Source organism: Bradyrhizobium sp. UNPA324 (assembly GCF_006658635.1).
In the GTDB taxonomy this organism is placed as follows: Bacteria; Pseudomonadota; Alphaproteobacteria; order Rhizobiales; family Xanthobacteraceae; genus Bradyrhizobium; species Bradyrhizobium nanningense.
Map to the genome: position 1 here is coordinate 2,525,649 of NZ_LFJD01000004.1, position 13,295 is coordinate 2,538,943.

The following is a 13,295-nucleotide window of genomic DNA, read 5'->3' on the forward strand; positions in this document are numbered from 1 at the left end:
ATGGTTGTCACTGCCCCCGATCTGAAAGCGTTCCTGCTCGCGACGCCGTTCTTCGGCGGCCTTTCGGAACCGAGCCTCGATCTCCTGATGTCGATGCTGGCCGAGCGCCGCTTCGATGCCGGCGCGACCGTCGTGTCGGAGGGCGAGCCGGGACGTTCGATGTTCATCGTCCAATCCGGCCGGCTCGCGGTGAGCAAACGGACGAATGCGGGCGTCGTCATCCCGATCTCCGTTCTGGAGCGCGGCGATTTCTTCGGCGAGATGACGCTGATCGAAATGCAAAACCGTTCTGCCACCGTGGTCGCGGAGGCGCCGACCCTATTGTACGAGCTGACCGCCAAGAATCTCTACGCCTGTTACAAGGCCGACATCCACGCTTACGTGATCGTCCTGCAGAACATCAACCGTGAGCTCTGCCGGCGCCTGCGGCGGGCGGATGAGCGGTTTGCGGGGCATGCGGCGGGTAGCGACAATTGATAGTGCGTAGGATGGGTAGAAAGAAGCGAAACCCATCATGCCGCGGTACCGAACAAGGCCGCGACTTCGCCTTCGCTCTTGAGCTACGGCGGACACGTCATTCCACGCATCCTGCGAGCCGCCGTCCCGATACGGCTACAGCAGCGCCATCGAGTGCAGCGAGTTTCTATGAAAGCCGAAGGCAACGATGCCGGAAAGAAGCAACGCAGTCCCAGTCACGATCAGGCAACACGCAAACACTATCGAAGCCTCTGGTTCGTCATGAATGACAAAGACGATAATAGATAAAACTTTACTGACAATCGAAAGGAAGGATTAACCTTACTTGCGCAGCCCAGTCGCGCCCCGTCGGGCAAAACACCCAAATCCCGTCAACCTCCTCCTGCAAAAATATTGCACTTTACCGAAATTCGGAATTACGGCATATTCGCCGCCATCCCGACCCAAGGAGAGGGGCGATCGTACGTCGCAACGAACGTGGGCCGGGCTGCGGTGGACGCAGCTGCGTCGGGCACGGCAAGGCGGGACCAGGGCGGGTGAACCTCGTGAGGTCCGTCTTCGTGTGACGAACGGCGTAGTCGCGTACGGCTAAACCATGTCGTCCTGGCTGTCGTTGCCACAGCCAAACTTTCGCGAAGATGCATCGGCCAACCGGACGCGGTGCATCGGATTTCGCGAGGTGACGGAGGCCAGAAGGAACTCGGCTCCGGGGAGAGCAGGCATAAGCCGTCAACCCATCGCGCAGGGAAGGCCGGGTGTTTCCGGCCCACCTGTCTTCCGCTTGCGCATTCGCGTGTGCAAATTCTTGGCGCAGCGGGTCATGGGTGCCAGCCGGCACCCGGTCTTCCCTGCGTCCTCTTCACAAGAGAGGGCGAACGAGAAGAGCAAAACTCGGGCGCTTCGAGCCGCGAGAACGCTGAACCGCGCGTGGGTTGAACACGAAGAGCATCGTGCTGTCAGATCGGAATGAATTCACGCATTCATTCTGTTTTGTATCAATTTGATCGTATTTTCTTGGTCCGACGATGCGATCTTATGTGGCACTCTGGCGTGGCCCGTTGATGTCGAAGAGCAGGCGATGCTTCTGTCGATGCAACTCGGCGCTTCGAAGTTCGCCCCTACGGTACGTTTGAGCCCGTCCATGAACAGGATGCTTGTCGGTTTTGCGGTCCTCTTGATCGGCGCTGTTGCGGCCGGGGCCTCTGTTGCCAAGAAGCAGGCGTTTTTCGAATCGCATCGGCGGAGCCGTCAAGTCATCCTTCATTACACGCTGTCCCGGGTCGACGATCCCATCATCGTTCTCGGCGACAGCGTGGTCGAAGCCTCTGCGCTCCCGCGCGAACTCTGCGGTCATCCGATCGTCAATGCCGGCCTGGACGGTGCCTCCACAACGAGCGATTTGGGCAGTTGGTTGACCGATGTGCTCGACGGCAGACCTGCGCATGCGATCGTGATGGCGCTGGGTATCAACGACGCACTCGGAGCTGCGCGTGACTTGCCGGAGTTCAGGGCGAGCTACAGCGCGCTCCTGGCGAAGCTGTCGGAGACAAAAGCCCGCATTGTCGTGCTGGCGGTTCCCCCACTCGAGGTTTCGTCGCGTCTGCCCGCCGAAGCGCAGATGAAGGCGATGCGCCTGATCGAGAGCTATAATTCCGCCTTGCCTGAACTCGCCAGCCGCGGCGGCGCGACCTTTGCCGCGCTGCCGCCCATGCCGGCGCCGCACACGATCGACGGGGTGCACCTGAACGCCGTCGGGTATCAGCTGTGGGATCAAGCCGTCTTGCAGGGAGCATCGGTCGCATGCAGGGCGAACTGACACCGATGGTTGCTCCTGCCCGAGCGAACAAGCTTCTCGGATTGGAGCTGTTGCGCTTCCTGACGGCGTTCGCGATCTTGGTGTTTCACTATCGTCAATTCGCCTTCGTTGGCGACAGGGACGTGGGGCTTCTCCAGGATCATCTGCCGCTCTATTGGCTGCTTGCCCCATTCTACAGCAGCGGTCCCTATGCGGTCCGCATTTTCTGGTGCATCAGCGGCTTCATCTTTTTTTGGAAGTATCGCGACGCGATCGCCGATCGGGCGCTCGACGGCTGGAAATTCTTCGTCCTGCGTGTCTCGCGGCTCTACCCATTGCACCTCGCCACGCTTCTGCTCGTGGCCCTGCTGCAGCCCGTTTACGTCGGGGTCCATGGATCGTCTTTCGTGTATCAGAATAACGATCTCACGCATTTCGTGCTGCAGCTCCTGATGGCCGGCACCGCGACGTCTCAGGATGCGCTGAGCTTCAATGGACCGATCTGGTCGGTCTCGGTCGAAGTTCTGGTCTATTTCGTCTTCTTCGTGCTGTTGCTGGTCAGTCGCTCCTGGTGGCTCAATGTGGCGCTGATCGCCCTCGGCTTGATGATTCCGGGAGAGGTCGCGGACTGCTTTACTTTCTTTTATGTCGGCGGGCTCGCGGCGATGGCGCGCCGATCCTTGCAGTCTTCGCCCGCTCATGCGCTGGCAGCCGAAGGCATCGCCTGGCTTGCTGTCGTGTCCGTGGTCTGCGGATATTGGCTGATGGGTGGCCGGCTGCAATCGATAGGCTTGCTGCTGCTTCTGATCTGTACGCCGCTGCTGCTCTATAGTCTCTCGCGCGACATCGTCTTGCCGGCCCGGCTTCAGCTACTTGTCGAGGCGGCCGGCAACGTGACCTATTCAAGTTACCTGCTGCATTTCCCGATCCAGCTGGCGATGGTGTTGGGCTTTTCTTTGATGCAGGCCCCGATTCCGCTCTATCACGACGCATTCTTCGGAATGTTTATCGGCGTCACGCTGCTGGCGTCGCATTTCACCTACCGCTATTTCGAAGAACCGGCGCAGCGGCTCATCCGCGCCTCGTTGCTGCCGGTGCGCAGTGAGGCTGTCCGCCATCCGGCCATGGCGTGAGCACGCAGCGGCGTTTCGCGGCCATAACCCTCACGCAGGCCCGAATTTTCGATAGAATCAATGTTCACAGCAGGAGGGAATGGTGCTGCCAGACAGGATTGAACTGTCGACCTCTCCATTACCAATGGAGTGCTCTACCACTGAGCTACGGCAGCATGTGCTGGTGAAGAATCGGGCGCCCGAGGGGCCCTGCCAAGCGGGCCGATATCTGCCACAAGCCCCCCTCCTGTGCAAGCTTGCTCGACCCGTCAAAACGAGAAAATCGGGCCGATATCGGGGCCAAAGTGCCCATTTTTGGTTGAAACCACCGGCTTTCCCTCGATTCGAGGTTCGCTCATCCCCGCCAACTGGCCAGGTGACCGAGGATGTGGATTCGGTCCATTTCGAGTTTCGCACGATCGGATCGCAAAGGGCCTCTTGAGCTGCCGCATTCTCTGGGCATGTTATCGCCGATGGCAGTATCGGATCCCCGTGATGATGGACGAGAACGAGAAGAGCGCGCCCCAGGCGAAGACGTCCCGGGACGACCGGCTGAAATCGGCGCTGCGCGAAAACCTGAAGCGGCGAAAGCTGCAGGCGCGCGAGCGCGCCGCAAGCCCTGAGCCCTCGCCAAACGACGATGGTTCCCTCAATCAGGGGACCGCCGGGAAAGCCGGCACTTGAAACATTTGAATGAGCGAGAATGACGATGGGGCAGGACGGACAGCAACGGACCAATGGTGACGCGCTGATGTCGCGGTTCACGCGTCCCGAACAGACCTTTCCAACGCTGACGCCGGCCGAGATCGAGCGGATCAGGCATTTCGGCGAGGTCCGCAGCTACAAGGACGGCGAGTTCCTGTTCGAGACCGGCAAGCCGGGACCCGGCATGTTCGTGGTGCTGAAAGGCCATGTCGCCATCACCCAGCGCGATGGGCTTGGTCACGTCACGCCGGTGATCGACCAGGGACCGGGGCAATTCCTGGCCGAGCTCAGCCAGCTCTCGGGGCAGCCGGCGCTGGTGGATGGGCGCGCCGAGGGCGACGTCGAGACGCTGCTGCTGCCGCCGGACCGGCTGCGCGCGCTGCTGGTCGCCGAGGCCGAGCTCGGCGAGCGCATCATGCGCGCGCTGATCCTGCGCCGGGTCAACCTGATCCAGGGCGGCATCGGCGGCCCCGTGCTGATCGGGCCCTCGCATTCGGCCGGCGTGGTGCGGTTGCAGGGCTTTCTCACCCGCAACGGTCAGCCGCATCATCTGCTCGATCCCGAGCGCGATCGCGACGCCGCCGAGGTGATCACGCGTTATTCGCCCAAGCCCGAGGACTGGCCGCTGGTGGTTGCCGCCGATGGCGCGGTGTTGCGCAACCCCAGTGAGAGCGAGCTTGCGCGCGCCATCGGCATGATCGGCGGCGCCAAGGATGACCGCATCTACGACGTTGCCGTTGTCGGCTGCGGACCGGCCGGGCTCGCCACCGCCGTGTACGCGGCGTCCGAAGGGCTGTCGGTTGCCGTGCTCGACATCCGCGCCTTCGGCGGTCAGGCCGGGGCCAGCGCGCGCATCGAGAATTATCTGGGCTTTCCCACTGGCATCTCGGGCCAGGCGCTGACTGCGCGCGCCTTCACCCAGGCGCAAAAATTCGGCGCCGACATCATGATCCCCGTGACGGTGAAGTCGCTCGATTGCACGCGCACGGACGGCGCATTCTCGGTGGCGCTCGACGGCAGCAATCCCTTGCGCTCACGCGCGGTCGTGGTCGCGAGCGGCGCGCGCTATCGCCGGCCCGAGATCGCAAACCTCGACAAGTTCGAGGGACGCGGCGTCTGGTACTGGGCCTCGCCGATCGAGGCGCGGCTCTGCGCCGGCGAGGAAGTGGCTCTGGTCGGCGCCGGCAATTCGGCAGGCCAGGCCGCCGTGTTCCTGTCGGGTCACGCCAGACGCGTCCTGATGATCATCCGCGGCGGCGGTCTCGGGGCCAGCATGTCGCGCTATCTCATCGAGCGCATCGAAGCAACGCCGAACATCGAATTGATGTTCAACACCGAGATCACCGCGCTCGAGGGTGACGAGGCCGCGCTGCTGCGGCGCATCCGCTGGAAGAGCCGGTTGTCCGACGACGAGGATGCTGCCGACATCCGCAATCTGTTTCTGTTCGTCGGTGCCGATCCAGCCACCGCCTGGCTCGACGGCTGCGGCGTCACGCTCGATCGCGGCGGCTTCGTCGTGACAGGCGCGCAGTCCGAGCAGAACCAGGGCCGCCTCGTGGCGCCGCTGGAGACCTCGGTGCCCGGCGTCTATGCCGTCGGCGACGTTCGCTCCGGCTCGGTCAAGCGCGTCGGCGGCGCCATCGGCGAGGGCGCCCAGGTCGTGGCTTCCCTGCACGGCTATCTCGGCGATGCCGCAAAACCGGCGCTTTAGGCAACGAGAAGTCAAGAGAATGGCAAGTCGAATGGGACTTGCCATCGTGCCAGCAACTACAGACTATCTCCTCATCCAGAGGAGCGCGCCTGAGCGCGCGTCTCGAAGGATGGAGGCTCGGAACGACGACCCGGGCCTTTCATGGTTCGCGCGTCGATCCGCAAGCATCGTCCGCAGGCGTGCTTCGCACGCTCCGCACCATGAGGATCCATGACTGACAAACAAGACGCTTAACGGGAGGACTAAATGGCTGAAGTTGTCGTGCTCTATAAAACGCCCAAGGATGCTGCCGCCTTCGACAAGTACTATGCCGAGACGCACATTCCGCTCGCCAAGAAACTTCCCGGCCTGAAGAAGTACGCCGTCAGCAAGGGGCCGGTCGCATCGCCAACCGGGCCTTCCGGAATCCATCTTGTCGCCATTCTCACCTTCGACAGCGTGGCCGACATCCAGGCGGCCTTCGGCAGCCCGGAAGGCAAGGCGACCGGCGCTGACGTGCCGAAATTCGCCAGTGGCGGCGCCGACCTCCTGATCTTCGACACCAAGGAAGTGTGAAGGGTCGATTCAAGTTTCGTCGGCAACTGCCGTCGTTTGTGACAGCGGTGCAAAGAATTCAGCCATGCGTTTGTCGATTCGCACGATGACGCATGGCTTCGCACGTGCATGTGACGACATCGCAGGTGGCAATCCCATGAGGACCGTAATACGACTCTCGTGAATCTCAATGAGAGTAGGAGAGAGATGTCATGGTCCTTGGCTTGAGCCTGCCCGCCTTCACGATGGTCCACGTCATCATCAGCCTGATCGCCATCGCCGCCGGCCTCGTCGTGATGTTCGGCCTGCTCGGCTCGAAGTCGATGCCCGGCCTCACCGCGATCTTCCTAGCGTTCACGATCCTGACCAGCGTCACCGGCTTCCTGTTTCCGTTCGAGAAGCTGCTGCCGTCGCACATCATCGGCATCATCTCGCTGCTGCTGCTCGCGGTCGCCTGCGTCGCGCTGTACGGCATGAAGCTCACCGGCGTCTGGCGTCCGGTCTACGTCGTGACCGCGATGATCTCGCTCTATTTCAACGTCTTCGTGCTGGTGATCCAGTCGTTCCTCAAGGTGCCGGCGCTCGCCGCGCTCGCACCTGCCGTGGCGCCGGCGCCGCCGTCGGGTCCCGTGTTCGCGGTGGTGCAGGGCATCGTGCTGGTGTTCTTCGTCGTGCTCACCGTCGGCGCCTGGCGCCGCTTCAAGCCGATGGCGTTTGCCTGAACGATCGCGAACACGCGACGCATTCACCGTCATTCCGGGGCATCGCGCAGCGATGAACCCGGAATCTCGATCGAATAATCTCCAGATTCCGGTTCGCGCTTTGCGCGGCCGGCAATGACGTTCCATTCAAAGGAGCCCTACAATGCCCACCATCACCACCAAAGACGGCGTCGAGATCTTCTACAAGGACTGGGGCAGTGGCCAGCCGATCGTGTTCAGCCACGGCTGGCCGCTGTCGTCGGACGATTGGGACGCGCAGATGATGTACTTCGTGACGCGCGGCTACCGCGTCGTCGCCCATGACCGCCGCGGCCACGGCCGCTCGGCACAGGTCGCCGACGGCCACGACATGGATCACTATGCCGACGATCTGGCGGCGGTCACGGCGCATCTCGACCTCAAGAACGCCCTCCATGTCGGCCATTCCACCGGTGGCGGCGAGGTCGTGCACTACATCGCGCGCCACGGCGAGAGCCGGGTGGCGAAGGCCGCGATCCTCTCGGCGGTGCCGCCGTTGATGATGCAGACCGCGGCCAATCCCGGCGGCCTGCCGAAGAGCGTGTTCGACGATTTTCAGAAGCAACTTGCCGCCGGCCGCTCGGCGTTTTACCGCGACATCGCCGCAGGTCCGTTCTATGGCTACAACCGTGCCGGCGCAAAGCCGTCGGAAGCCGTGATCCAGAACTGGTGGCGCCAGGGCATGATGGGCGGCGCGAAAGCGCATTACGACGGCATCGTCGCGTTCTCGCAGACCGACTTCACCGAAGACCTGAAGAAGATCAACGTGCCCGTGCTGGTGATGCACGGCGACGACGACCAGATCGTGCCTTACGCCGATTCCGCGCCGCTCTCGGCCAAGCTGCTGAAGAAGGGTATCCTGAAGACCTACAAGGGTTTCCCGCACGGCATGCCGACCACGCACGCCGACACCATCAACGCCGATCTGCTGGCGTTCTTCAGGGAGTGAGGCGCCTCACCTCGAGATCGCCCTGATCGCACGGAGACGCCGACCGGTGTATCCTTCGACAGGGCGGTCGCCGCATGAGCTGCGACGCCATTGGGGACATCCCGATGCAAGTCATCATCTTCGGCGCGACCGGCATGGTCGGGCAGGGTGTATTGCGCGAATGCCTGGTCGATGCCGGTGTCGACCGAGTGCTCGTCGTCGGCCGCAGCCAGACCGGCGTGCGCCACGCCAAGCTCGCCGAGATCATCCACGACAATTTTCTCGACTATTCGGCGATCGAAACGCAGCTGACCGGCTTCGATGCCTGCTTTTTCTGCCTCGGCGTCTCCTCGATCGGCATGAGCGAGGAGCACTATCGCCACCTCACATATGACCTGACGCTCGCGGCGGCGACGACGCTGGCACGCCTCAATCCACAGATGGTCTTCACCTATGTCACTGGCGCCGGCACCGACTCCACCGAGCAGGGATCGCGGATGTGGGCGCGGATCAAGGGCAAGACCGAGAACGATCTGCTCAAGCTGCCGTTCAGGGCCGCCTACATGTTCCGGCCCGGTGCAATCCAGCCCTTGCACGGGGCCCGTTCCAAGACCGCCTGGGTGCAGGCGGTCTATGCCGCAACCTGGCCGCTCTGGTCGGTGCTGCGCCGGCTCTCGCCGCGGCTCGTCACCTCAACCGAGCAAATCGGCCGGGCCATGATCCGCGTCGCCCGGGAAGGGTATCCACGGAGGGTGCTGGAGATGGAGGATATCAATAGCCTCTAGCCTGCCGGGCCGTTAGGTTGTGCGGAAATTTCAGGGCCTGTAGGCGTTGAGCCCGGTCCACTCCCAGGGAGAAGCGTCGGCGATGTCGCCCCAGCTCAAACTGATCGCACTCGACGCCGACGATCTCGCTGTGATCTCGACCCATGTCCAGGACGCCCGTGTCCAGGCCTCCGACATCATCTGGCGACAAAGCGAGAAGCGGCTGGTGGTCGGAATGAGCCGGCTGGACTGGGAGCAGACGCTGGAGGGCGAGGCCGAGCCGCGCCGGCTGGTCGCCGCGCTCCGCTTCGACCGCGTGCTCGCCTGCAAGTCGCGCAACATCGACTTGGCTGCACCCGACAAGGTCCTGGATCTCGTCGGCATCGAGTTTCACCCGAGGGACGGGCGCGAAGAGGAGCCTGCCGGCAGCGCCCTGCTTTTGTTCGCCCAAGGTGGCGCCATCCGGCTCGACGTCGAATGCCTGGAATGCGAGCTGACCGATCTCGGGGCGGATGCGCTGGGAACGGGGGTGGAGATCGAGGGGGACGGCTGAGTGGCATGCCAACCACGCCTCCCTGCCGTCTCCAGGGACGGTGCCAGGCGGCAGCGGCTCGGCCGCAAGGGTTGACGCCGCTTCCCCGCCGCGCCATTGAGCAGGGGACCTGGTGCGCCAATCCGCCCCAAAGACCAGCCAGAAGCCAAGCCAGACATGTCCGTTCGCCTCGACCGCAGCAGCGCCGACTTTGACCAGCGATTCGCGGCCTTCCTCGCCGCCAAACGGGAGGTCTCGGCCGACGTCGAGGCCGCCGCGCGCGCCATCGTCGACGATGTGGCCAAGCGCGGCGACGCGGCCCTGCTCGAGGCCACCGCAAAGTTCGATCGCCTGAGGCTGGATGCATCCGCGCTGCGCGTCACCGCCGCGGAGATCGAGGCCGCCACGAAGGCCTGCGATGCCGCGACGCTGGATGCGCTCAAGCTCGCGCGCGACCGCATCGAGACCTATCACCGGCGGCAAATGCCGCAGGACGAGCGCTTCACCGACGCGCTCGGCGTCGAGCTCGGCTGGCGCTACACCGCAATCGAATCGGCCGGCCTCTACGTGCCCGGCGGCACCGCGGCCTATCCGTCCTCGGTGCTGATGAACGCAGTGCCCGCAAGGGTCGCCGGCGTCTCGCGCCTCGTGATGGTGGTGCCTTCGCCCGACGGCAAGCTCAATCCGCTGGTGCTGGCGGCCGCGCATCTCGGCGGCGTCACGGAGATCTACCGCGTCGGCGGGGCGCAGGCCGTGGCCGCGCTGGCGCACGGCACCGCGACCATCGCGCCGGTCGCGAAGATCGTCGGCCCCGGCAATGCCTATGTCGCCGCCGCAAAGCGTCTGGTGTTCGGCAAGGTCGGCATCGACATGATCGCCGGCCCGTCCGAAGTGCTCGTCATTGCCGATGACACCGGCAATGCCGACTGGATCGCCGCTGACCTCTTGGCGCAGGCCGAGCATGATGCCAGTGCGCAGTCGATCCTGATCACCGACTCGGCGCGCCTTGCCGCCGACGTCGAAAAGGCGGTCGAGGCGCAATTGAAGACGCTGCCGCGCGCCGCGATCGCCAGCGCGTCCTGGATTGATTTCGGCGCAATCATCATGGTGAAGAACCTGGGCGACGCCATTCCGCTCGCCGACGCGATCGCTGCCGAGCATCTCGAGATCATGACTGCCGATCCCGATGCCCTCGCCGCGAGGATCCGCAATGCCGGCGCGGTGTTCCTCGGGCCGCATACGCCCGAGGCGATCGGCGATTACGTCGGCGGCTCCAACCACGTGCTGCCGACGGCGCGCTCGGCGCGATTCTCCTCAGGCCTGTCGGTGCACGACTTCATGAAGCGCACCTCGATCCTGAAATGCGGCCCGGATCAGCTCCGTGCACTGGGTCCGGCCGCGATGACGCTCGGCAAGGCGGAGGGGCTGGACGCCCATTCGCGCTCGATTGGATTGCGCCTCAATCTGTCATGACAAAGCCGCCCGAACAGGACGACTCCAGCAATCGCATCGTCGGCGTGACGCTCGACGAAGACTCGATCGGCCGTTCCGGGCCAGACATCGAGCACGAGCGTGCGATCGCGATCTACGACTTGATCGAGCAGAATTTGTTCGCGCCCGAGGGCGCCGAGGGGAAGGGCCCGTTCACGCTGCATATCGGCATCACCGGCAACCGGCTGATGTTCGACATCCGCTGCGAGGACGGCACGCCCGTCGTCGCGCATCTGTTGTCGCTGACGCCGTTCCGGCGGATCGTGAAGGACTATTTCATGATCTGCGACAGCTACTACCAGGCGATCCGCACCGCGACTCCCGACAAGATCGAGGCCATCGACATGGGCCGCCGCGGCATCCACGACGAGGGATCGCGCACGCTGCAGGAGCGGCTGAAGGGCAAAGTGCGGGTCGATTTCGAGACCTCGCGCCGGCTGTTCACGCTCATTACCGTACTGCATTGGAAGGGTTAAACGCGGATGGCTGCGCCCCCACGCGCACGCGATCCGCAATCGGTGCTGTTCGCCTGTGCGATGAACAGCGTGCGCTCGCCGATGGCCGAGAGCCTGCTGCAGCACATGTTTCCGCAGGGCCTCTACGTCAAATCCGCGGGCACCAGAAAAGGCGAGCTCGATCCGTTCGCCGTTGCCGTGATGGCCGAGCTTGGCCAGGACATCTCCACCCACAAGCCGCAGACCTTCGAGGAGTTGGAGGACTGGGAGGGGCTGAATTTCGACCTCATCATCACGCTCTCGCCGGAGGCGCACCACAAGGCGCTGGAGCTGACGCGGACACTCGCGGCCGACGTCGAATACTGGCCGACGCAGGATCCCACCACCAGCGAGGGCAGCCGCGACCAGAAGCTCGCCGCGTACCGCGACGTCTGCGACCAGCTGTTGATGCGCATCCGCCGGCGCTTCGCCAAGGCGGGCGCGGCGAGCGGGTAGCACGCGTGCCCCGGACGCGGCGCAGCGTGCAACGATGCGCTGCAGAGCCGGGGCCCATCTCACCGCATGTGCCAGGCCTTGGGTCCCGGCTCAGCGTCGCGGCATTTCATGCCGCGCCGCGTCCGGGACACGAGACCTCCCGTAACACCCGCGTTACAAACCGCGGGCACATGCGTGGTGGGGGAGGCCTCGAATCACCAAACCTCGGGTTCCCGGGTTGTGAAATCAGCCCCCTTCCGATAGGTTCCGCGCGCAATTCACCCCCGCTTCATCCCCCAAATCACCTGATGCTTGGCCGCCCCAAATTCGTACTTGCCTCCGGTTCGCCGCGGCGCCTGTCGCTGCTCAACCAGGCCGGCATCGAGCCGGACGCGCTCCGGCCGGCCGACGTCGACGAGACGCCGAGGCGCGGCGAGCTGCCGCGCGCCTGCGCCAATCGGCTCGCGCGGGCCAAGGCCGATGCGGCGCTGAAATCGGTGCAGCTCGACGACGAGCTGCGCGGCGCCTTCATCCTCTCGGCCGACACGGTGGTCGCGGTCGGCCGCCGCATCCTGCCCAAGGCGAATCTGGTCGACGAAGCGGCGCAGTGCCTGCGCCTGCTGTCGGGCCGCAACCACCGCGTCTACACCGCGATCTGCCTCGTCACCCCGCGCGAAGCCTTCCGCCAGCGGCTGGTCGAGACCCGCGTCCGTTTCAAGCGCCTCTCGGAAGACGACATCCAGGCCTATATCGGCTCCGGCGAATGGCGCGGCAAAGCCGGCGGCTACGCCGTGCAGGGCATCGCCGGCTCCTTCGTGGTGAAGATGGTGGGGTCCTACACCAACGTCGTCGGCCTGCCGCTCTACGAGACCACCACACTGCTCGGCGGCGAGGGCTTTCCGATCCGCTTCGGCTGGCTCAATTCCACCGCGGTGTGAGCCGACAAGCCGGTCCAACAAAATCGCGAAAACAACCCCATGCACAGTAGAATGGCCTGACGAGGCGCATCCGCCGTCGGGTGCGGAACCCGTTTGCCGACAGGCTCTTGAACCCTTTCACCCCGTGCAAGCTGCCGACATCATGGACGACCAGATCAAAAAGCCCGCCAGCCCGCTCAGAACCTGCCCGATCTGCGGCAAGCCGCAATCGGCAGCCACCCGCCCGTTCTGCTCCTCGCGCTGCCGCGACGTCGATTTGAACCGCTGGCTGAAAGGCTCCTATGTCATCCCAGGCCGCGATGACGACGTGGACGGCGTTGAATAGTCAAACAATATCAATGATTTGATCGACATGGCGGCGCGCCGCGCACCAGCCGCGTCAAGCCCGTCCCGCCTTGTGCACAGCTGGGCCGTGCCCGGCGAAGCCTCTTGGCGAAGCCGGGTGGACAGGCCGCTTCCGGCCCACTATAACCCGCCCGCTCGATGGGCTTTGGCCCCTCTCTTGGAGCACGCCCAGGTAGCTCAGTTGGTAGAGCATGCGACTGAAAATCGCAGTGTCGGTGGTTCGATTCCGCCCCTGGGCACCAAAACTACGCTTTTCCACGCTGGAGCACGACCCGGTACGCCGCGAGCGATTGC

General features: G+C 64.1%; 15 protein-coding genes and 2 tRNA genes. 16 read left to right on the plus strand and 1 reads right to left on the minus strand.

Features of this window, described 5'->3' with window-relative positions; all coding sequences use genetic code 11:
- The 3 genes from UNPA324_RS12370 to UNPA324_RS12380 all read left to right on the plus strand — a co-directional run bounded on the left by UNPA324_RS12370 (position 1) and on the right by UNPA324_RS12380 (position 3,405).
- Positions 1-477, plus strand: a complete 477-nt coding sequence (locus UNPA324_RS12370; RefSeq protein ID WP_141934790.1) for a cyclic nucleotide-binding domain-containing protein — start codon at positions 1-3, stop codon at positions 475-477.
- Between the two features lie 1,078 nt (positions 478-1,555).
- The gene (locus UNPA324_RS12375) at positions 1,556-2,293 is read left to right on the plus strand and encodes an SGNH/GDSL hydrolase family protein (RefSeq protein WP_128919258.1); all 738 of its coding nucleotides are present in this window, start codon (positions 1,556-1,558) and stop codon (positions 2,291-2,293) included.
- On the plus strand, positions 2,278-3,405 hold the full coding sequence (locus UNPA324_RS12380; protein WP_246667165.1) for an acyltransferase family protein: 1,128 nt from the start codon (positions 2,278-2,280) through the stop codon (positions 3,403-3,405). Before UNPA324_RS12375 ends, UNPA324_RS12380 begins: the two co-directional genes overlap by 16 nt.
- A gap of 80 nt (positions 3,406-3,485) precedes the next feature.
- Here UNPA324_RS12380 and UNPA324_RS12385 read toward each other — a convergent pair.
- Positions 3,486-3,560 (minus strand) — tRNA-Thr (locus tag UNPA324_RS12385).
- Positions 3,561-3,879: 319 nt separating this feature from the next.
- On the opposite strand from UNPA324_RS12385, the gene UNPA324_RS12390 reads away from it, so the two are divergent.
- From UNPA324_RS12390 to UNPA324_RS12450, 13 genes are all read left to right on the plus strand, one after another.
- The gene (locus tag UNPA324_RS12390; RefSeq protein WP_141934791.1) at positions 3,880-4,068 is read left to right on the plus strand and encodes a hypothetical protein; all 189 of its coding nucleotides are present in this window, start codon (positions 3,880-3,882) and stop codon (positions 4,066-4,068) included.
- 25 nt (positions 4,069-4,093) lie between these two features.
- Entirely contained in the window at positions 4,094-5,800 is a 1,707-nt protein-coding gene (locus UNPA324_RS12395; protein ID WP_141938844.1) for an FAD-dependent oxidoreductase, read from the plus strand.
- A gap of 246 nt (positions 5,801-6,046) precedes the next feature.
- Positions 6,047-6,355, plus strand: a complete 309-nt coding sequence (locus UNPA324_RS12400; RefSeq protein ID WP_126260320.1) for an EthD family reductase — start codon at positions 6,047-6,049, stop codon at positions 6,353-6,355.
- Between the two features lie 191 nt (positions 6,356-6,546).
- The gene (locus UNPA324_RS12405) at positions 6,547-7,056 is read left to right on the plus strand and encodes a hypothetical protein (RefSeq protein ID WP_128919260.1); all 510 of its coding nucleotides are present in this window, start codon (positions 6,547-6,549) and stop codon (positions 7,054-7,056) included.
- A gap of 142 nt (positions 7,057-7,198) precedes the next feature.
- On the plus strand, positions 7,199-8,023 hold the full coding sequence (locus UNPA324_RS12410) for an alpha/beta fold hydrolase (protein ID WP_128919261.1): 825 nt from the start codon (positions 7,199-7,201) through the stop codon (positions 8,021-8,023).
- Between the two features lie 104 nt (positions 8,024-8,127).
- The gene (locus UNPA324_RS12415; RefSeq protein ID WP_181769375.1) at positions 8,128-8,787 is read left to right on the plus strand and encodes an NAD-dependent epimerase/dehydratase family protein; all 660 of its coding nucleotides are present in this window, start codon (positions 8,128-8,130) and stop codon (positions 8,785-8,787) included.
- Positions 8,788-8,869: 82 nt separating this feature from the next.
- On the plus strand, positions 8,870-9,319 hold the full coding sequence (locus tag UNPA324_RS12420; protein WP_128919262.1) for a DUF2948 family protein: 450 nt from the start codon (positions 8,870-8,872) through the stop codon (positions 9,317-9,319).
- 156 nt (positions 9,320-9,475) lie between these two features.
- The gene (gene hisD, locus UNPA324_RS12425) at positions 9,476-10,771 is read left to right on the plus strand and encodes a histidinol dehydrogenase (protein ID WP_141934793.1); all 1,296 of its coding nucleotides are present in this window, start codon (positions 9,476-9,478) and stop codon (positions 10,769-10,771) included.
- Positions 10,768-11,265 carry a UPF0262 family protein gene (locus UNPA324_RS12430; protein WP_141934794.1) on the plus strand — a complete coding sequence of 166 codons (498 nt, stop codon included), beginning with the start codon at positions 10,768-10,770 and terminating at the stop codon, positions 11,263-11,265. Before hisD ends, UNPA324_RS12430 begins: the two co-directional genes overlap by 4 nt.
- A 6-nt stretch (positions 11,266-11,271) precedes the next feature.
- Positions 11,272-11,739, plus strand: coding sequence for an arsenate-mycothiol transferase ArsC (locus tag UNPA324_RS12435; RefSeq protein WP_128919265.1), 468 nt, complete (start codon positions 11,272-11,274; stop codon positions 11,737-11,739).
- Between the two features lie 287 nt (positions 11,740-12,026).
- Entirely contained in the window at positions 12,027-12,656 is a 630-nt protein-coding gene (locus UNPA324_RS12440; protein WP_128919266.1) for a Maf-like protein, read from the plus strand.
- A gap of 142 nt (positions 12,657-12,798) precedes the next feature.
- Positions 12,799-12,981, plus strand: coding sequence for a DNA gyrase inhibitor YacG (gene yacG, locus UNPA324_RS12445; protein ID WP_128919267.1), 183 nt, complete (start codon positions 12,799-12,801; stop codon positions 12,979-12,981).
- 186 nt (positions 12,982-13,167) lie between these two features.
- Positions 13,168-13,243, plus strand: a tRNA-Phe gene (locus UNPA324_RS12450).
- Positions 13,244-13,295: the final 52 nt, after the last annotated feature.

Coding starts and splice junctions, on each gene's coding strand:
- UNPA324_RS12370 (WP_141934790.1), top strand. CDS start 1: ATGGTTGTCACTGCCCCCGATCTGAAAGCGTTCCTGCTCGCGACGCCG.
- UNPA324_RS12375 (WP_128919258.1), top strand. CDS start 1,556: ATGCTTCTGTCGATGCAACTCGGCGCTTCGAAGTTCGCCCCTACGGTA.
- UNPA324_RS12380 (WP_246667165.1), top strand. CDS start 2,278: ATGCAGGGCGAACTGACACCGATGGTTGCTCCTGCCCGAGCGAACAAG.
- UNPA324_RS12390 (WP_141934791.1), top strand. CDS start 3,880: ATGATGGACGAGAACGAGAAGAGCGCGCCCCAGGCGAAGACGTCCCGG.
- UNPA324_RS12395 (WP_141938844.1), top strand. CDS start 4,094: ATGGGGCAGGACGGACAGCAACGGACCAATGGTGACGCGCTGATGTCG.
- UNPA324_RS12400 (WP_126260320.1), top strand. CDS start 6,047: ATGGCTGAAGTTGTCGTGCTCTATAAAACGCCCAAGGATGCTGCCGCC.
- UNPA324_RS12405 (WP_128919260.1), top strand. CDS start 6,547: ATGGTCCTTGGCTTGAGCCTGCCCGCCTTCACGATGGTCCACGTCATC.
- UNPA324_RS12410 (WP_128919261.1), top strand. CDS start 7,199: ATGCCCACCATCACCACCAAAGACGGCGTCGAGATCTTCTACAAGGAC.
- UNPA324_RS12415 (WP_181769375.1), top strand. CDS start 8,128: ATGCAAGTCATCATCTTCGGCGCGACCGGCATGGTCGGGCAGGGTGTA.
- UNPA324_RS12420 (WP_128919262.1), top strand. CDS start 8,870: ATGTCGCCCCAGCTCAAACTGATCGCACTCGACGCCGACGATCTCGCT.
- hisD (WP_141934793.1), top strand. CDS start 9,476: ATGTCCGTTCGCCTCGACCGCAGCAGCGCCGACTTTGACCAGCGATTC.
- UNPA324_RS12430 (WP_141934794.1), top strand. CDS start 10,768: ATGACAAAGCCGCCCGAACAGGACGACTCCAGCAATCGCATCGTCGGC.
- UNPA324_RS12435 (WP_128919265.1), top strand. CDS start 11,272: ATGGCTGCGCCCCCACGCGCACGCGATCCGCAATCGGTGCTGTTCGCC.
- UNPA324_RS12440 (WP_128919266.1), top strand. CDS start 12,027: ATGCTTGGCCGCCCCAAATTCGTACTTGCCTCCGGTTCGCCGCGGCGC.
- yacG (WP_128919267.1), top strand. CDS start 12,799: ATGGACGACCAGATCAAAAAGCCCGCCAGCCCGCTCAGAACCTGCCCG.